The sequence below is a fragment of the Chryseobacterium indoltheticum genome (assembly GCF_003815915.1).
GTDB classification, from domain to species: Bacteria; Bacteroidota; Bacteroidia; order Flavobacteriales; family Weeksellaceae; genus Chryseobacterium; species Chryseobacterium indoltheticum.
In genome coordinates, this window is sequence record NZ_CP033929.1 from 1,045,027 (window position 1) to 1,062,248 (window position 17,222).

General features: G+C 33.9%; 20 protein-coding genes. 4 read left to right on the plus strand and 16 right to left on the minus strand.

Translation table 11 applies throughout. From position 1 onward, the window contains the following. The first annotated feature begins 172 nt into the window (after positions 1-172). Positions 173-385 carry a hypothetical protein gene (locus tag EG358_RS04855; RefSeq protein ID WP_076557956.1) on the plus strand — a complete coding sequence of 71 codons (213 nt, stop codon included), beginning with the start codon at positions 173-175 and terminating at the stop codon, positions 383-385. Positions 386-439: 54 nt separating this feature from the next. Here EG358_RS04855 and EG358_RS04860 read toward each other — a convergent pair whose 3' ends face one another. The 7 genes from EG358_RS04860 to EG358_RS04890 all read right to left on the minus strand — a co-directional run bounded on the left by EG358_RS04860 (position 440) and on the right by EG358_RS04890 (position 5,056). Then, positions 440-1,204 carry a DUF3575 domain-containing protein gene (locus EG358_RS04860; protein WP_076557958.1) on the minus strand — a complete coding sequence of 255 codons (765 nt, stop codon included), beginning with the start codon at positions 1,202-1,204 and terminating at the stop codon, positions 440-442. A 273-nt stretch (positions 1,205-1,477) separates the two neighbouring features. Next, positions 1,478-1,873 carry an NAD(+)--rifampin ADP-ribosyltransferase gene (arr, locus tag EG358_RS04865; RefSeq protein ID WP_076557960.1) on the minus strand — a complete coding sequence of 132 codons (396 nt, stop codon included), beginning with the start codon at positions 1,871-1,873 and terminating at the stop codon, positions 1,478-1,480. Between the two features lie 83 nt (positions 1,874-1,956). Beyond that, the gene (locus EG358_RS04870) at positions 1,957-2,388 is read right to left on the minus strand and encodes a DUF1801 domain-containing protein (RefSeq protein WP_076557961.1); all 432 of its coding nucleotides are present in this window, start codon (positions 2,386-2,388) and stop codon (positions 1,957-1,959) included. 13 nt (positions 2,389-2,401) lie between these two features. Beyond that, positions 2,402-2,764 (minus strand): DUF2200 domain-containing protein, encoded by a 363-nt coding sequence (locus tag EG358_RS04875; protein WP_076557963.1) that lies wholly within the window; start codon positions 2,762-2,764, stop codon positions 2,402-2,404. 146 nt (positions 2,765-2,910) lie between these two features. After that, positions 2,911-3,771 (minus strand): GLPGLI family protein, encoded by an 861-nt coding sequence (locus tag EG358_RS04880; RefSeq protein WP_076557965.1) that lies wholly within the window; start codon positions 3,769-3,771, stop codon positions 2,911-2,913. A gap of 55 nt (positions 3,772-3,826) precedes the next feature. Then, the gene (locus EG358_RS04885) at positions 3,827-4,264 is read right to left on the minus strand and encodes a hypothetical protein (RefSeq protein ID WP_076557966.1); all 438 of its coding nucleotides are present in this window, start codon (positions 4,262-4,264) and stop codon (positions 3,827-3,829) included. A 222-nt stretch (positions 4,265-4,486) separates the two neighbouring features. Then, entirely contained in the window at positions 4,487-5,056 is a 570-nt protein-coding gene (locus EG358_RS04890; RefSeq protein WP_076557968.1) for a hypothetical protein, read from the minus strand. 179 nt (positions 5,057-5,235) lie between these two features. Between EG358_RS04890 and EG358_RS04895 the strand changes: the two genes are divergently transcribed. Continuing rightward, positions 5,236-6,132, plus strand: a complete 897-nt coding sequence (locus EG358_RS04895) for a winged helix-turn-helix domain-containing protein (protein ID WP_076557970.1) — start codon at positions 5,236-5,238, stop codon at positions 6,130-6,132. 447 nt (positions 6,133-6,579) lie between these two features. Here the strand turns inward: EG358_RS04895 and EG358_RS04900 are convergent, their stop codons facing one another. The 4 genes from EG358_RS04900 to EG358_RS04915 form a co-directional block, all read right to left on the minus strand. Further along, a complete protein-coding gene (locus tag EG358_RS04900) occupies positions 6,580-6,792 on the minus strand; it encodes a hypothetical protein (RefSeq protein ID WP_123890015.1) in 213 nt (70 codons plus the stop codon). A gap of 895 nt (positions 6,793-7,687) precedes the next feature. Then, complete coding sequence (locus tag EG358_RS04905) at positions 7,688-8,614, minus strand: Kelch repeat-containing protein (protein ID WP_123890017.1); 927 nt, start codon at positions 8,612-8,614, stop codon at positions 7,688-7,690. A 183-nt stretch (positions 8,615-8,797) separates the two neighbouring features. After that, positions 8,798-9,658: a GLPGLI family protein gene (locus EG358_RS04910; protein ID WP_174565087.1), complete on the minus strand. Its 861-nt coding sequence runs from the start codon at positions 9,656-9,658 to the stop codon at positions 8,798-8,800. A 59-nt stretch (positions 9,659-9,717) separates the two neighbouring features. Next, entirely contained in the window at positions 9,718-10,017 is a 300-nt protein-coding gene (locus EG358_RS04915) for a hypothetical protein (RefSeq protein WP_076557980.1), read from the minus strand. Between the two features lie 367 nt (positions 10,018-10,384). On the opposite strand from EG358_RS04915, the gene EG358_RS04920 reads away from it, so the two are divergent. After that, the gene (locus EG358_RS04920; protein ID WP_076557982.1) at positions 10,385-11,221 is read left to right on the plus strand and encodes a tyrosine-type recombinase/integrase; all 837 of its coding nucleotides are present in this window, start codon (positions 10,385-10,387) and stop codon (positions 11,219-11,221) included. Between the two features lie 63 nt (positions 11,222-11,284). On the opposite strand, the gene groL is transcribed toward EG358_RS04920, so the two are convergent. The 3 genes from groL to EG358_RS04935 all read right to left on the minus strand — a co-directional run bounded on the left by groL (position 11,285) and on the right by EG358_RS04935 (position 13,669). Further along, positions 11,285-12,910, minus strand: a complete 1,626-nt coding sequence (groL, locus tag EG358_RS04925; RefSeq protein ID WP_076557984.1) for a chaperonin GroEL — start codon at positions 12,908-12,910, stop codon at positions 11,285-11,287. Between the two features lie 71 nt (positions 12,911-12,981). Further along, entirely contained in the window at positions 12,982-13,236 is a 255-nt protein-coding gene (locus tag EG358_RS04930) for a four helix bundle protein (RefSeq protein WP_262487796.1), read from the minus strand. A 154-nt stretch (positions 13,237-13,390) separates the two neighbouring features. Beyond that, positions 13,391-13,669 carry a co-chaperone GroES gene (locus EG358_RS04935; RefSeq protein WP_076557986.1) on the minus strand — a complete coding sequence of 93 codons (279 nt, stop codon included), beginning with the start codon at positions 13,667-13,669 and terminating at the stop codon, positions 13,391-13,393. Between the two features lie 174 nt (positions 13,670-13,843). Between EG358_RS04935 and EG358_RS04940 the strand changes: the two genes are divergently transcribed. Continuing rightward, on the plus strand, positions 13,844-14,404 hold the full coding sequence (locus EG358_RS04940) for a hypothetical protein (protein ID WP_076557987.1): 561 nt from the start codon (positions 13,844-13,846) through the stop codon (positions 14,402-14,404). Positions 14,405-14,459: 55 nt separating this feature from the next. On the opposite strand, the gene EG358_RS04945 is transcribed toward EG358_RS04940, so the two are convergent. After that, the gene (locus tag EG358_RS04945; RefSeq protein WP_076557989.1) at positions 14,460-16,838 is read right to left on the minus strand and encodes a M1 family metallopeptidase; all 2,379 of its coding nucleotides are present in this window, start codon (positions 16,836-16,838) and stop codon (positions 14,460-14,462) included. A gap of 11 nt (positions 16,839-16,849) precedes the next feature. Beyond that, on the minus strand, positions 16,850-17,221 hold the full coding sequence (locus EG358_RS04950) for a winged helix-turn-helix transcriptional regulator (protein ID WP_066681811.1): 372 nt from the start codon (positions 17,219-17,221) through the stop codon (positions 16,850-16,852). Position 17,222 lies beyond the last annotated feature (1 nt).

Here is a 17,222-nt window from a genome sequence, read left to right on the forward strand (position 1 = left end):
ACAGTTAGGTATAGTTTTTGCAATTAAGATTAATCATTAAAAATCATCCAAACCCCATTGTTAATTTAAATATTTTTGCTAAATTTATTAAAAATTTAACATAAAGTTGATTTTAATAGGGGGCAATGATGAAATAATTGCTAATTTTTTAACTTAAAAACAAAATATAAAGATGAATAATATCCACGACGAATTTCAGGTCTTTAAAGATGAATTGAAAAAATTGAACATCGATGTTCAAAAAATTGTAAAAGTTGGTAACGGAAGTATGGATTTCCATGAGGTGTTTTACAAATCACCAAGATATGAAGATGTAAAGACTGTTTATGTACAGAGACACACGATGGATAATCTGATTTCCAGATTTAAGGAGTGTTACGCTTAATATAATGAATGCGCCTCAGAAATTATCTGAGGCGCATTTTTTATGTTTGAAAAACTAAAATCTATAACCCAGCGAAAAACCGCTTCTAAACCCTGCCCAGGGTCCGTCTACTTTCACGCGGGCTCCGTTGGCATTCGTTTCCACGGTGTAATCTACAAAAGGCACGTCAAGATTTTCAATTTCATTTTTTAGCTGTGCCTGCATTTCGGGGGTAAGAACTATATCACTGGTAAGGCTGAAGTCACCTTTTCCTGAGCCGTAATGCGCACCGGCGATCCAAAAATCTAAAACAAAGCTGTGTTGTTCATTTAAAAAAAACTGTGCACCCACCATCAACCCGCCACTGTTACCGTTTGCATCTCCTAAACCTTTAAGCGGAATAGGGATCGTTGTTCCAAAAGCATTGTAGTCATATGTAAAATCGAAAGTATTGGTAGAGACTTTTGAATATCGATAGTATGGAGCAAAGTAAAAGCCTTTGCCATAGCCTTCACCAATATAAAATCTAGGCTCAATGGTGAAGTTGGTTGCTTTTATCTTAAGATTTTGAAAATTTTTCTCATCTTCATCACTCAGAAAAGCATTCATAAACGGAACTTTACCTTCTGCGACGGTTCCGAATCCTACATTTACGGCAAACCATCGATTAATAGATCTTTCGTATGATAAATTAATATTCCTGAAGGCATATCCTGTAATATTGGTTTTAATAATATTCATTTTATCTTCCGGAACCATTGAGGGTTTATCATTTACTATTTCCTGTGCCGTAGCTTCAGAAAGGATGAAGTAGGGGATAATAAAGAGTAGTTTTTTCATGGCTTTAAGATTTTAATTAAAAATAATATAAAGGCATTTGTTACATTGAAAAATAAAAAGAACAATTGATTACGAAAATGTTAAATCAAAAACTGTTCTACAATTCTTAATAGATGCAAATTTTATTAAAATAAATTAAAATCATTGTTTTATTAATAAAAAAACAATCTTATACTCGAGGATAAACTCAAAATATGTTACTATGAATTATAAATGTTTTAGATGATTTTCTTTTTGGCTTCTACATTTTTAAGAGGAACAAATTGAGTCTGATTAATCTTCTATTGCTTCAATACCCATTTCCTTTAATTTTTTCAAATGATTTTTCATTGTTTCGAGCTGTTCGGGAGAGTGGCTTTGCCAATTTGTAACTTCGCCCACCACTTTAAAGGGATGTTTTGATCGATATGATTTCGTAGGGTTTCCCGGAAATTTTTTGTCTGTAACATTGGGATCGTCTTCAATGTAACCGGTGGGTTCTACAATATAGATTCTTTCTTTTCCGTCTCCGAAAGCTAATTCTGCACCCCAGGTTGCTGCATCTAAAGTTTCTGTAAGATAAATGTATTTTGATTTTCTTTTTGTGCCGTAGTTTGATGTAAAGCCTACTTCGATAAGATCTCCGATGTTAAGATCTGCTTTTGTGCCGTGGTAGTAGATGGTTTTCATTTCTAGTTTTACTTAAATTTTAACAGTAATTCATCATTTTTTGTCATAGTATTTTCTTACTCATTTTTGTGAATGTTTATCGGTCATTTTGCTCTGCAAGAACATTCATGATGTTCGCTGTTGTACTTGATAGATTCCATACAGAGTTCCTGCAAAATGGCAATATCAATGTCGGAAAGTTTTTTTACGTAAATGCAGGCTTTACTCATTTTAAATTTACCGAGATTGGGTAGCAGTACTTTGCTTTTTTCTGTGTCAGAATAAACGTACAGTGAAAACGCCGCTTTTCTTGGTGAAAACCCAATAACAGGTGCATCGCCTTCGTGTCCGCTTGCATATTTATAGTGATAATTTCCAAATCCGATAATGGAAGACCCCCACATTTTGGGTTCGGAATCAGTCCATTTTTGCATCAGTTCTATCAGGCGAAAGCTATCGGTTTTTTTCTGCTCATTGTCAACATACGAGTTTATAAAATCTGCTACGTTTACTCCGGTGTGAGTTGTTTTTGCCATAACTTTAATCAGGTTATTGTCTTAAGATCTTTTCCATCTTTCTTCCTTTTGCCAATTCATCAACCAGCTTATCAAGATATCTTGTTTGTTTTGTAAGAGGATTTTCAATTTCTTCAATTCTATATCCACAGATCACTCCTTTTATAAGATTTGCGTTGGGATTTAGTTTTGCTCTCTTAAAAAATATTTCAAATGTTACTTTCTCATCAATGAGTTCCTGTAGTTTCTGAGCATCAAAACCTGTTAACCATTCTATCACTTGATGTAATTCTTCAATTGTTCTGCCTTTGCTTTCTACCTTTGTGATGTAATGCGGATATACTGATGAAAATGTCATCTTTGCAATTCGTTCATTATGTTCGGGAGTGATTTTCATGTTTTTATTTTCTTATTAATGTTCCGTTTTGATGCAGAATTATTTCCTGTTTTCTTCAACTTAAGGTGTGATATCGGGTGTACTTTCTTCTCTAATAATGTTTCTGTAAAACCCGTTTTAAAGGTTCTTTTTTAGCCGCAGTTCTCTCATTTATAAAGTTCTATTTCTATGTAATTATTATACTTTTTAAAATTTTCTCTTGCTCGCTGTTCCTTTCCTTTTATTAAATCTTGTTTTGTAAGTGGACTACCCGTATTTGAATCAAAAAATAGCGTATCCGACATTTCTGAAGAGCTATGAATGAGTTTTATATTCTTTGCAGGATCTTTTTTGTACTCGTTCCAGAGTTTATTGAATTTTTCGTTCGTCAGAAAAACATCTTTCATTTTTGAATTGAGCAGTAAGGGTTTGTAATTGAGTTTCTGACTTCCCTTTAAGTTGAATATGTGATCCCCTTTTTCATCTTCAATATTTAAAATTAATCCCGGCAAACCACAAAATTTATAAGGCCCGTCTTGTATCTGGATATCATTGGTGAACCAGGCTATCCAATTTCTTCCGCCAAAAGTAGTAGTTGCTTTTTGAACTTTAAAGCCTTCAATACTTTTTGTATCGGGGAAGATAGCCCAGTTTATTTTATTCTGTTCTTTTACAGCAATGTTGGTGGCGTTTATAGAACTGTGATAAACAGTTTCTAAACCAGGATAAGCTTTAGAAACACGAAAATTAACTTTTGCCTGTTTAATTTTTCTCATATCAATGACTACAGATTGCGAAGCTTTTCCTTTCTCAACTTCTGCAGTAAAAAGAGAATCTTTGGTTAATAGCAAGGCGCTATAAAAGTTGGAACCTTCTTTTGTAATATCTAGATTCATCATTTCCTTTTCAACGTTTTCCTTATTTAAAGAATCCATTTTATAAGAATATTCATACGTGAATCTTTGATTTTGAGCAAAGAATAAAGATGCTGTGAGAATGAAAATTAAAATGATGTTGAGTTTTCTCATTGTTGAATAATATTAGAGAGGGACATTTTTTATTCGAAGATTCTGAATATGTCTATTATTTATTTAGCTCTTTATTAATTCTTTTCCTGAATAGCAAGAATTCTATTGTTGTAAGGAATAGATACAGTATTGAAAAAATTGTAAATGTTCTCAAAAGTGCAAAATCGTTGAAGCTCATATCAATCACTAGTTTGATAACGATAATAATAACACAGATGGATGGTAATCCCAAAAAAGTTAAAAGTGATAAATAGATATTATTTCTGATTTTCTCTACCAAATTGAGAAGAACTGCAAGAGAAGAGATCGTCATACCAATAAGATATATTAATGAAAATCCTAGATTTAACAGGATTTCTACAATCTGCATCCATTGTTCAAATGAATTACCGTTACTTGTCTCTGTTTGAGAAATCGAAATTCTATAAGCAAAAAATAATAGAATACTTATCAGTAAATTAATTCCCCAAAACCGAAATACAATTTTTTTCATTTTTTTGACAATACTTTTTTAATTTCTGCTAACTTAAAATTAAGCATTGTATTGATTGTAGCAACATTATTTTGTTAAAGTAATTTTAAAAATAATTTATTTAAACTAACATATTGATATTTAAGTTGCATCATTGTTTTAATAGATACAGATGTAAGGTCAAAGATATTTTATTTGATTGACACTAATGAAATTAAGTTTACCAAGGTGTACAGAATTTCCCTAACAACCGCCTTTGCGGGGAATTCGTTTAAAAATAACTTTGCCGTCTCGTTCTAAGTAGCCACACGATAGTATTGGATAAGCATATTTTGGTGCATGCGATACGTTATGGCTTTTTATAATTATTTTGTCGTTTACTTTCAGGCTATGCAGTGGTTCAAGTTGAGACTTTTGCGCATCAAATGTTACAATATAGTTTTCGTCTTTAATTTTTACCATCACTCCGAGACCTAATTTTGATCCTGGCGGAAGAGAAAGAGAAGTTACAACTCCTTCCATATTAGTATAATTTTTAATATGCTTCCATATTTTAATTTCAGCGGCATCCACTTTTTTACCTGCAGGTGAAGCTTCCCATTTCTTATACTGTATACCGGCGGGGGTAGCTTCCCATTTTTTCATTTCGATGTCTATTTCAGCAGCTGAAAGTCGCTTTTGAATTGGCTTCTTAGCAGTTTCATTTTTAACTTCAGGATTGGCATCCGAGCCTTCAGTGAATGGAGCGAAGCTAAGGACCAGTCCGCCCAGTACAACCAATGACAACATAAGCGTATACATTACTTTTTTCATAATTTTTTTTGATTTTTAAATTAAATATAGATTCTCTGGATCAATCAAATCTGACAATGCTTTTTTAATTTTTCAAAGACTATCAAATTTGATTTAGCGAAAATACTTTACTATTTTTCTGCTTATAGGATTTATATTGTAAATAAAATTGTAAACTTTGTAAATAATAACTTGACACTATGCATCTTAGTCAAAATCTGCTCTCAGGAAAACACAAATACCTTCTCGGAGTACTATTGCTCTTATTTGTGGTACTACTAAGTGCAGCCTTCAGCACGGACGATAAAGAGGACTTTAATTTTGCTAAAAGGGAGGTGCTGCTTCGTAAAATTGGTCATGAACTGCTTTTACGGTCGGGCGACAGTACATCAAGAGTGCTTCCGGTAAAAAAGATTGCAGATCATGAATACCAGATCAGTTTTGAGAATGAACTGACGTTTCAACCCGACTCTCTGGTGAATCTTACAAGGCGTGTATTAGCCAAAGATCCACTTGCCAATGATTATATTGTGAATGTACTGAATTGTGGCAGCTCTCGTGTAGCTTACGGATTTTCGATATCTAAAAGCAAAAAAGATGATATTGTAGCGTGTATCGGCAGGAGGCAACCAAAATCATGTTACATGATCAACATCAAATTCAGACCAACAGGAATAAGCATAACAAAAAGTGGATATCTTCTGGGCGGTCTCTCATTTTTAGCATTGATCGGTTTTATTTTTTTTAGGTCTAAATCTGTAAAATCACCAAAAGTTATGATCGAAAATCAACAAGCTCATCTGTTCACTTTGGGCTCTGTGCAATTTGATGCTAAAAACAGAAAGCTCATCATCAATGATAAAACAATAGAGCTTACGGCAACCGAAAGTCGTGTATTGCTTATTTTTGCATCGTCTCCTAACGAAATCGTTGAAAGAAGCCGCCTGCAAAAGGAAATCTGGGAAGATGACGGGGTCATTGTTGGGCGAAGTCTTGATATGTTTATCTCAAAACTCAGAAAAAAACTGGAAATAGATCCTAATATCAAAATTGTGGTGATTCGTGGAAAAGGGTATAGACTTGAAATTAGTGCTTAAGAAAGCATTTAGCTTTAATTGTTTTTAGAAGTGACTATCAATAATATTCTGGAGATTCATCGAGTTTGAAAAAGGGCTGTAAAGTGCTGAAATATAACAAATTGTACTTGATTGCCTCTACGGAGTGGTTGATTGGCTCTTCGGAATGGTTGATTGCGTCTTCGGAGTACTTGATTACCTCTTCGAAGTGGTTTATCGGCTCTTCGAAGTGGTTGAACGCTTCTTCGAAATGCTTGAACGCCCCAACGTAATGCTTGATTGCCATCACGAAGAAGTTGAACTCTTCAACGAATAAGTTTAAACTTATGTTGAAATGATTGTAGGTTTTATCGAAATCGTTTTACGTGGTTTTTGGCCTTTACGATAGTAAGGAAAATATTTTTGCTGAATTGAAATTCACGGATTAGAAATCTGCGACATCGGTTTCTGTTATCAAAATACAATTTCTCACTTTCTGTTTTTCACTTTCGGGTTTTGTCTATTATAAATTCGCATTATTGAAAAAATTCCAGTAGCCATTGCACAAAATTGTGGTGCATTTTGGCTACTTCCAAATATATTTATGTAACTTATTACAAGACCAACTACATAACCAACAAGAATATTTATTAAAATTTCGACAATGATTTGTCTGTTAAATGTTATATTAAATATTTTCATAACCATATTTTTAAGTTTTTATTTTTGATATTTCTGTGATTAGAACCTAAATTTTTACGTTTCTATTTTTTTAGAAAATCTGAGCGCTAAAATTTGGCTGTCTGCTTGATTTTGTCACAACGTTTCGAGGCTTTCACTTTATTTGTCCGCATTAAGCCAAATCTGCGTCAAGATATAGCTTATTAAATCTTTTGTGGATATTCTCCTTCATAGCACCAAATTTCTAAATTATCAATAAGTCCATTTTTGAACAACAAAGTTGCTTTTGCTTCTATTTGATGCCGGACTGATTTAATTGTCAGACCATCTAAAACTAAATTTTGGTTATTTGTCTTGAACTTTTCAATCCCTAGTCGAAATATGCAAAAAGTCCATCTTTCACTTTCAATACTTATAGAGTGTCTGTTAGCTGCCACCAACGTGTTTGTAAGCGATATAAACTTCGCATATCACTCAAAATCAACTAGATTGGGAAGTTTTTTTTCGCTTTATTTATTTATTTATTTATTTCAAAGATATTAAATTAATCATCAAAAACATTTTTTGCTCTACATTCTAATAAAAAAAACCGCTCAGAAAAATCTGAACGGTTTATATATTTAAAGCATCGGTGATGACTACATCATTCCCGGCATTCCACTTCCCATTGGCATAGCAGGTTCTGCGCTCTTAATTTCAGTGATTACACACTCGGTTGTTAATAGCATTCCAGAAACTGAAGCTGCATTTTCAAGGGCAACTCTTGTTACTTTTGTAGGGCCGAAGATACTTACTTCTTTCCATCCATTGTATAAACATTGTATTCACAATGATTGCTGTTATTTTTATTGCTGATCGTGAAAACAATTCTCTGAGCATTGGTATAAACTTTTGATTTAAATACATCTTCATTCGTTTATTTAGCGGAAAGTGCTTCTTCGCTAATATCTGCAACCTGAATGCTTTTAATAGATGTTTTGGTTGAGGATGCTGTACTTCCGCCCATGATGTATAATTTATTGTTATATATTTCTGCAGCAGCATGTCGTCTGGGAATCATATTGGATGATAATTTATGTAACTTATTGGTTTCTGTATCAAAATAGGCCAGAAAATTTTGATTATTATAACCGCCTGCAATAAAAATCTTATTACCGGATACCGCTAGTGAATGTCCCGATATCGCAGCAGGCATCGTATATTGTTCGGTCCAAAGATTTTTGTTGAGATCATACACATTGACCAGGCGGGATGACGTACCGTTAAAACCACCGATTACATAGAGCTTGTCATTCACTATTTTGCCCCTGGCTTCTCTGGCGGTGGGCATATCTGGTAACGGATGCCAGGTATTGGAAGCAATATCATAGTATTGGAATCGATTAGAAAATACAGTGGTTGCAGCATTGTTTAGCCCACTTCCGCCGAACGTATATATTTTTCCATTATGAATGGCAGAACCTGCATTTCCTGTATAGGCATGATTAATAGCTCCCTTCGTTTTTTTATGCGTTTCAAGGTCTATAATTTCAAGATTACTGTTTCCCCATCCGTTAAAAATATAAATTTTATTATCGTAAGTCTCCGAATTGGCAAATCTTTTAGGAACCAGACTAGAGTTGATGATACTCCAGCGGTTATCTTTAATGTTGTATTTCTCAATGATAGTAGCATTGCCATCCGAATCTTTATACCCATTGCTCACATAGATATTGTCGCCTGCAATGGTACTGGTTACCCCTCCTCTGCGCATAGACATATCCGAAAGATGTTTAAAATTTAATGTTTGTGCACTGGCTAAACATAAACCGAAAAGTGAAAGGAGTAATAATTTTGTTTTCAAGGACGTTGAGATTTGGTTGAATTGATTTTCTGTGTAGAAAAATATGTTTAAATATAGGGAAAAGTGATGGATTGGGAAATATAGGACGTTGAATTTGTTTTGAAATGGAAAAACCGCTCGGATGGGAGCGGTTTTTATGTTTGTGGATACGAGCGTGACGCTTGTACCAGCGAGGGATGTTTTTTAATCTTCCAATTCAAGAGGATTGTATTTTTTTTTCTCTATCTCACTTTGCTTTTTCCTCTGATGTAGATTTTCTTTTTGTTCAGGAGTAAGTACTACACCCATACTTTCGGATGAATTTATCAAATTCTCTCTAAAAACTTCATTTGCTTTTTTTAACTCTTGCTTGGTTACCAATGTCGAATTTACATATCTACTTTTATTAATTTTTATTATTTTACCTTTCATCACAAAGTTTGAAGTTGATTTTATTAATTCAAAACTATAATCTCCTGTATTATCAGATATTTTAACAATTAATCCAGGCAATCCACTAAATTTGAAAGGACCATATGGAAATGGGATTTCAGTTGCATACCAAGCAACCCAATCTCTCCCCTTAAAATTTACTTCTGCCTTCTTACATTTCAAAGTATTAATTATTTGTGTTTCGTTGACTAATTTCCAATTCTTAATAACGGGAGTATTGTAGTGTAATACTGATATTCCTACATAGCTGTAATATTTTATAATGTCATTCGTTTGTATAATAACAAAATCGGATTGGATTTTGGGAAACGACTTACCGCGAAAATCGATAATATTATCACCACCACTTTTAGTAATGGATGTATTGAATTCTTTCGCAAAAACAGAGTCATATTCCAACAATTTTTCACTAATAAAAAAAGCGTGCTGATCGCTTATTTGCAAAGAAAACAATTCCTTATATACAAAGTCTTGGTCTAATTTATTTGGTTTAGACTGTAATAAATAGGTGAAGTTTCCTCTTAAAGAATCACCTGCGTAATTTTGAGAATAAGAAATACTAATAAAAAAGAGGAAAATAAGGCTTAAAATATTTTTTTTTATAAAGTTCATATTGGTTTATTTAAAGAAAAACTGTCTGAAATTTGTTAATTTTCAGACAGTACACTATTTTAAGGCTGAAGTCCTGAACTATTTGAAAGGCCAGTCTTACCTGAACAATAATTACGTTCTATCGCAGCAGCCCATTCTTGAACTTGCCATATAGTCCAGTTAGGCTGTGTAGTTTGAGCACTTACACCACATGAAGTTGTAGCATACCATGTTCCTTCTGGCGGTGTTACAGATTTTATCTTTTCTATTTTTATTGTTTTTGAACTTATTTTCTTTGCCTTTTCAGTTTTTGAAATTGCTGTATGTGCACTTACTGCACCAGTTACTAAAATAGCGGTTAATAAAGTTATTTTTTTCATTTTGTTTAAAATATATAAATCCTTACTTATATGCAAAATCTAAAACTTTTTTAGATTTTCACTTTACTCAAAAGAATAGGGAAGGATGTTCAGGAAGTCCGCCCTTGTTGTAAGATAAGCTATTTGGAATCTTTTACTATTATTTCGAAGCGTTCTCATTATTTTCAGGTTCATCAATCTGTGTTTTTAGTTGCAAAAGTGATATCCGGAGAACGTTCCTTATAAAATATCGTACAATGTCTAAATTTACATATTGCGCTAATACGCATTATACACAATTGCGCTAATGTTGTTCTGTTTTTCTTTTATCTACCTGTAAATCATTAAATTAATTTTTTTATATTTGGATAAACGCACAAACCTTACGATGAATAAAAATTATGTAGAAGATTTCGCTACAATGTTGCGCCTTCAGCGATATGCAGAAAGCAGTATCAAAACTTATACTTCCCATTTATCTTATTTTTTGAAACTTTCTGCAAAATATGACCCCGAAGATATTACACAAAAACAATTGGAAGACTTTGTCATCTGGCTTGTTGAAAAGAAGAAAGTAGGAATGTCTTATCAAAAAGCAATGATTGCTACTATTGGGAAATTCTATAAGGAAACTTTTCAAAGGCCAGTTAATTTAAAACATCTTTATCCTCAAAGAAATGTTGTAAATAAATTACCAAAGTTTTTAACTAAGATGGAAGTGAAAAAGATTTTAAATTCTATTTCCAACATAAAGCATAAAGCTATTCTTACAACGATTTATTCGTGTGGTCTCAGATTAGGCGAATTATTAGAACTAAAAAAGTCAGATATAAAGACAGAACAAAATATTGTGCTCATCAGACAAGTAAAAGGAAAAAAAGATAGAGTAGTAACGCTCTCTCCCAAACTTATTGAGTTGTTGAGAGAATATTATAAAATCTATAATCCTAAAAAATATCTATTTGAAGGTTCCGAAAATGAAAAGTATTCTCAACGCAGTGTACAGCAAATAATGAAATCTTCTTTGAAAAAATCAGGTGTAGCATCTCCTGCATCTGTTCATACTCTAAGACATTCCTACGCGACTCATCTCTTGGAAAATGGTGTAGATATCAAAATTATCAAAGAACTTTTAGGCCATAATAGTATAAAGACTACAGAAATCTACATTCACATCATGGATGTGATAAAATCTCGAGTACGAAGTCCACTGGATATTTTATAAAATAAAAAAACCGCTCAGAAAATCTGAACGGTTTTAAATTTATATTGCCTCGGTCGCTGACCGTTACATCATTCCTGGCATTCCACCTCCCATTGGCATAGCAGGTTCTGCGCTCTTAATTTCAGTGATTACACACTCTGTTGTTAATAGCATTCCAGAAACTGAAGCTGCGTTTTCAAGGGCAACTCTTGTTACTTTCGTGGGATCGATGATACCTGCTTCAAGCATATTTACATACTCGTCAGTTTTAGCATTGTATCCGAAATCTCCGCTGCCTTCAGCAACTTTAGCAACGATTACAGAACCTTCACCTCCTGCGTTGGCAACGATTTGTCTTAATGGCTCTTCGATTGCTCTTTTTACGATTTTAATACCAGTAGTTTCGTCAGCATTGATTCCTTCAAGGTTTTGCAAAGCATCAATAGCTCTTACCAAAGCAACACCACCACCAGCAACAATACCTTCTTCAACAGCTGCTCTCGTAGCGTTTAATGCATCGTCAACTCTGTCTTTTTTCTCTTTCATTTCAACTTCAGAAGCTGCACCTACATAAAGTACGGCAACACCACCAGCTAATTTAGCCAATCTCTCCTGTAGTTTTTCTTTGTCGTAGTCAGAAGTCGTAGTTTCCATCTGAGCTTTGATCTGGTTTACTCTGCCTTTGATCTTGCTTTCTTCACCACCACCGTTTACAACAGTTGTGTTGTCTTTGTCGATCGATACTTTCTCAGCAGTTCCCAGCATATCCAGAGAGATATTTTCCATTGTGAAACCTTGCTCTTCAGAAATTACCTGTCCGCCAGTTAAGATAGCGATATCTTCCAACATTGCTTTTCTTCTGTCACCAAATCCTGGAGCTTTTACAGCAGCAATTTTTAGAGAACCTCTTAATTTGTTTACCACTAAAGTTGCCAAAGCTTCACCTTCAACTTCTTCAGAAATAATCAATAAAGATTTTCCGCTTTGTGCGATAGGCTCAAGAACAGGAAGCAATTCTTTCATTGAAGAGATTTTTTTCTCAACTAAAAGAATATATGGGTTTTCAAGCTCAGTTAACATTTTCTCAGGATTCGTCACGAAGTAAGGCGACTGATATCCTCTGTCGAACTGCATACCTTCTACAACATCTACAGTTGTATCGATACCTTTAGCTTCTTCTACAGTAATAACTCCTTCTTTACCCACTTTTCCGAAAGCTTCAGCGATCAAAGATCCGATTGTTTCGTCGTTGTTTGCAGAAACTGAAGCTACTTGCTTCACCATTTCTGTAGAATCACCAACTTCTTTAGACTGTTCTTTAAGGTTAGCAACAACAGCAGTTACTGCTTTGTCGATTCCTCTTTTCAAGTCCATTGGGTTTGCACCTGCAGCTACATTCTTAAGACCTTCTCTTACGATAGCCTGTGCCAAAACAGTAGCGGTAGTAGTACCATCTCCTGCGATATCATTGGTTTTAGAAGCAACTTCTTTTACCATTTGCGCTCCCATGTTTTCTACTCTGTCTTCAAGTTCGATTTCTTTTGCTACAGAAACACCATCTTTAGTAACGTGAGGTGCACCGAAAGATTTTTCGATGACAACGTTTCTACCTTTTGGTCCTAAAGTTACTTTTACTGCATTAGCCAATGCATCAACACCTCTTTTTAAAGCGTCTCTTGACTCGATATCGAATTTTATTTCTTTTGCCATATTATTTTAGCTTTTGGCGATTTGCTTTTGGCTTTTGGCTTTAGCAATTCGCAAGTTTATTGTTAATGTTTTTAATTTTGTCTTAGCTTATTCCATAAGGAAACAAGCTTCTTTTTTAATATTGTTAACTCTTCAAAAAGATCTCGATAATCACTTTCGTTGATATATTCTAAATCTTTAGCTAGAATTAATTGGTTTTCAGCTTCATTAGATGATCCTAAAGCAATATTGATAAAATTAGCAAATTCTTTATCTGAATTTCTACCAATTCCTTCCGAAATATTATATCCTATTGAAGCAAATGATCTTCTGATCTGAGAGGTCAATTCAAAAATTTCTTCCTTTGGAAAAGTTTTTAGTTGAAGTATAAATTTTTAAAGTTATTTGATGACTTAATTGCCAAACTTCAAATTTTTTAAAATCTCTCATACTAATTTTCATGCATTAAGCCATCAGCTAGAAGCCAATAGCAAAAAGCAGTTACCCGATTACACCAAGTAAATCTGCCTCTTTTACGATTAAGAAATCTTTTCCGTCTAATTTTAATTCAGAACCTGAATATTTTCCATAAAGAACTTTGTCACCTACCTGTACAGTTGTAGGCTCATCTTTTTTACCAGGACCTACTGCTACTACTGTACCTTCTTGAGGTTTTTCTTTCGCAGTGTCTGGGATAATAATACCTGAAGCTGTTTTAGTTTCTGCAGCGATCGGCTCGATCAAAACTCTGTCTGCTAAGGGTTTAAAGTTTACTGACATAATATATTTTATTTTTTAATTATTTCTGTGTTGTAATTCTCTAAATGCGTGCCAACCAACTGTAAGTAGATTTTTGGCAGATTTTTTTTTTAAGATGTGAAATTTTGGCAGAAAAAAAATGTTTAAGATATTGGAAAAAAGCTTATTTTTAAAAAAAATACAAATACTTTTAGAATGAAAAAATTATTAATTACTGCTGCAGTTGCAGCGATGACTTTTTTAGGTGCAAATTCTTATGCACAAAGTGTTCAGGAGCCTGAATTTATTGGAGAATGTATGGTTTTAAAATCTGGTGGTGATGCAGAACTTTTAGAAAAGCATGTAACACAAACGCGATCTGCCATGAATGCCGGAATGGTAATTACAGGTTTCGGAAGTGTAAAAGCTAAATTACAGATTGAAGGCTGTTGTTCGAAAACAAAATTAAAACCTGATAATATTCAGTTTATTGTGAGAGCTGTGGATAACAATACAGATCCGATGGCAATTGTGAAAATTTTTGAATTTGATTCTAATAAAAGGTATAGAAGAGCGGAAGTAGCTTCTACCAATAATTGGGGAACTACTAAAACAAATAAATTACACTATTTGAATTTTACAGCAAAAAAGTATGGAAATAGTTCTTATTTGATTACATTAATAGATAAACCTGCAGGTGAGTATGGAATTACAATCACAAATCCCAATTCACTTGATGAAAAAAGTACAATTGTATCCACTTTTTCAATTTTGTAGTTAATTTCAATGCTATTAAAAAAATAGACTGTCTTTAAGAGACAGTCTATTTTTTTTACTTTTTATTTCCTGCAGCCTGCATCGGATTAACCTTTCCATTGGCGCCACCTCTTACTGTTCCGTTTTGCTTTTCTTTGAAAACCTGGAATTTTGAAGTCTCAGAAGAGCTGCCGTCATTGCTCCAGAAATTGTTTGAAGTATCAATATCTGCCGTTTCTCTCATCGGATCAAGCTGAATTGATTTTAATTTTTTGTCAAAATAAAACGTCTTCGAAATTTTTTTCTCGTTATGTCTCCAGATTTGAGCTGACGATTTATCTTTTAATTTTGAACCGTCTTCAAAGGTAAATTCCAAAATAACAGGCATTACCAAACCTCCTTTGTTTACAAAATCAATTTGATAGGCTGTGATATTTTTTAATTTATCCTGGTCTTTTTTTTCTAAAGCTACACTACCTTCAGTTTTGAAGCTGTACTCTTTTTTGGTATCTACTTTTTCCTGACCGCGGTCATAACGGTAATAGAAATCTTGCAGATCTTGATCTTTTTCTACTTCAAATGCAATTGTTTTATCTTCTTTATTTCTGATTTTTGAAATATCCTCAAACTCATTCTGCAAAGGTTTTTCAACATTATATTTCGTTTCGTTAGCTTCTTTTACAGTATTGAAATCAGGATTTGCAATGGTCACTTTATCGATGGCAATATCTACCGGATCTGTTCCGTAAAACCATCCTCTCCAGAACCAGTCTAGATCTTCACCGCTTGCATCCTCCATCGTTCTGAAAAAATCTGCAGGCTCAGGATGTTTAAAAGCCCATCTTTTAGAATATGTTTTAAATGCTTTGTCGAAAAGTTCTCTTCCCATAATCGTTTCACGAAGAATATTCAATCCTGTTGCAGGTTTTGAATAAGCATTCGGACCAAACTGAATAATGTTTTCAGAATTACTCATGATGGGTTCCAGCTGATCTTTCGGAAGTTTCATATAATCAACAATCGTCCAGGCCGGGCCACGTTTTGAAGGGAATTTATTATCCCATTTTTCTTCCGTTAAATATTCGGTGAACGTATTTAAACCTTCATCCATCCAGCTCCATTGTCTTTCGTCTGAATTGATGATCATTGGGAAAAAGTTGTGCCCAACTTCATGAATAATCACACCGATCATTCCGTTTTTGGTACCTTCAGAATAAGTTCCGTCTTTTTCTGTTCTTCCAAAATTGAAACAGATCATCGGATATTCCATTCCGTTGGAAGCTTCCACAGATTGTGCAACCGGATAAGGATATGGAATTGTGAATTCTGAATATGTTTTAATTGTATGCGCGATAGCTTTTGTAGAATATTTTCTGTATAAACCATAAGCTTCTTTTGGATAGAAACTCATTGCCATTACTTTATTATTGTTTTCGGGAATCGTAACACCCATTGCATCCCAAACAAATTTTCTTGAAGAAGTCCATGCAAAATCTCTCACGTCTTTCGCTTCAAAAACCCAAGTTTTTCTTTGTTTTGAATGATTTTTTTCTGCTTTTTTAGCTTCATCCAAAGTAACAATTTCTACAGGTTCAGTAGAATTCTGAGATTTTTTATATCTTGATAATTGTTCAGAAGTTAAAACCTGATCGTAATTTTTACATTCACCGGTTCCGCCAATAATGTGATCAGCAGGAACATTCATCGAAACTTTATAATTTCCAAAAACTAAAGCAAATTCGCCTCTTCCTGTAAACTGATGATTTTGCCATCCCTGAAAATCGCTGTACACGCACATTCTTGGGAACCATTGCGTAATCGTATAAAGATCGTTTCCATCTTCTGCGAAATTTTCATAACCGCCACGACCGCCCATTTGTATACGATTCGGAATATTGTAATTCCAATCAACCTTAAAGATAAATTTTTCACCTTTTTTAAGAACTTTAGGCAAATCAATACGCATCATGGTTTTGTTGACAGTATATTTCAAAGGATTTCCTGAAGCATCGGTTACTTTTTCCAAATTAACGCCGTATCCATTATCTTTTGTAGGGATATCTGTAGTCTTTAACTGCTGATCATTTAAAGATTTCGGAAGAGTAGCAGAAAATTGGTAATCTGCTTTTTTGACTGTCGATTGTTGGTTCTCATCCAACTGTAACCAAATGTAATCTAAATCATCGGGTGAATTATTGTGATAGGTAACCGTTTCAGAGCCTTTAAGATTTCTTTTATCTTCATCTAAATATGCGGTGATGTCGTAATCTGCCCTGTTTTGCCAATATGCCTGTCCCGGAGCTCCGGAAGCTGTTCTGTAAACATTAGGTGTGGGAAGAATGGTTCCCAGTTGCTCAAATCTGTTTCCGTGGTTGCTACCCGGATTGTTTTGAATATTTTGAGCAAAAGCACCGATATAAAATAGAACTGAAAGTGCAGCAACTTTAAATTTCATAGTTAATATTTTTAATTGTTTTCAGGAAAAGCTAACCACCAGTCTTCCATTGATTTTATAATAGGCAAAAAGGCAATCCCTTTTTCTGTTAATTTATATTCTACTCTCGGAGGAATTTCAGCATAAGCAATTCTCAAAATAAGACCGTCATTTTCCAATTCTTTTAAAATCGTGGTTAATGTTCCCTGTGCTAAATTATCTAATTCCCGCTTCAGAACTCCGAATCTTTTTGGGCATTCATTAGCGATAATTTTTATCAGAGAAATCTTCCATTTTCCATTGATCATCTTCAAAGCGTGCTCTGCGTAGCAATTATTTGCCAGAAAAAGGAAATTTTCTGTACAGCTAACGGTTTCATTATCAGAATTAGTATTAAAATTCATA

Coding starts and splice junctions, on each gene's coding strand:
- EG358_RS04945 (WP_076557989.1), bottom strand. CDS start 16,838: ATGAAATTTAAAGTTGCTGCACTTTCAGTTCTATTTTATATCGGTGCT.
- EG358_RS04875 (WP_076557963.1), bottom strand. CDS start 2,764: ATGAAAATCACTCCCGAACATAATGAACGAATTGCAAAGATGACATTT.
- EG358_RS04870 (WP_076557961.1), bottom strand. CDS start 2,388: ATGGCAAAAACAACTCACACCGGAGTAAACGTAGCAGATTTTATAAAC.
- EG358_RS04885 (WP_076557966.1), bottom strand. CDS start 4,264: ATGAAAAAAATTGTATTTCGGTTTTGGGGAATTAATTTACTGATAAGT.
- EG358_RS04950 (WP_066681811.1), bottom strand. CDS start 17,221: ATGAATTTTAATACTAATTCTGATAATGAAACCGTTAGCTGTACAGAA.
- EG358_RS04880 (WP_076557965.1), bottom strand. CDS start 3,771: ATGAGAAAACTCAACATCATTTTAATTTTCATTCTCACAGCATCTTTA.
- EG358_RS04940 (WP_076557987.1), top strand. CDS start 13,844: ATGAAAAAATTATTAATTACTGCTGCAGTTGCAGCGATGACTTTTTTA.
- EG358_RS04910 (WP_174565087.1), bottom strand. CDS start 9,658: ATGAACTTTATAAAAAAAAATATTTTAAGCCTTATTTTCCTCTTTTTT.
- EG358_RS04890 (WP_076557968.1), bottom strand. CDS start 5,056: ATGAAAAAAGTAATGTATACGCTTATGTTGTCATTGGTTGTACTGGGC.
- EG358_RS04860 (WP_076557958.1), bottom strand. CDS start 1,204: ATGAAAAAACTACTCTTTATTATCCCCTACTTCATCCTTTCTGAAGCT.
- EG358_RS04920 (WP_076557982.1), top strand. CDS start 10,385: ATGAATAAAAATTATGTAGAAGATTTCGCTACAATGTTGCGCCTTCAG.
- arr (WP_076557960.1), bottom strand. CDS start 1,873: ATGAAAACCATCTACTACCACGGCACAAAAGCAGATCTTAACATCGGA.
- EG358_RS04895 (WP_076557970.1), top strand. CDS start 5,236: ATGCATCTTAGTCAAAATCTGCTCTCAGGAAAACACAAATACCTTCTC.
- EG358_RS04935 (WP_076557986.1), bottom strand. CDS start 13,669: ATGTCAGTAAACTTTAAACCCTTAGCAGACAGAGTTTTGATCGAGCCG.
- EG358_RS04855 (WP_076557956.1), top strand. CDS start 173: ATGAATAATATCCACGACGAATTTCAGGTCTTTAAAGATGAATTGAAA.
- EG358_RS04900 (WP_123890015.1), bottom strand. CDS start 6,792: ATGAAAATATTTAATATAACATTTAACAGACAAATCATTGTCGAAATT.
- groL (WP_076557984.1), bottom strand. CDS start 12,910: ATGGCAAAAGAAATAAAATTCGATATCGAGTCAAGAGACGCTTTAAAA.
- EG358_RS04915 (WP_076557980.1), bottom strand. CDS start 10,017: ATGAAAAAAATAACTTTATTAACCGCTATTTTAGTAACTGGTGCAGTA.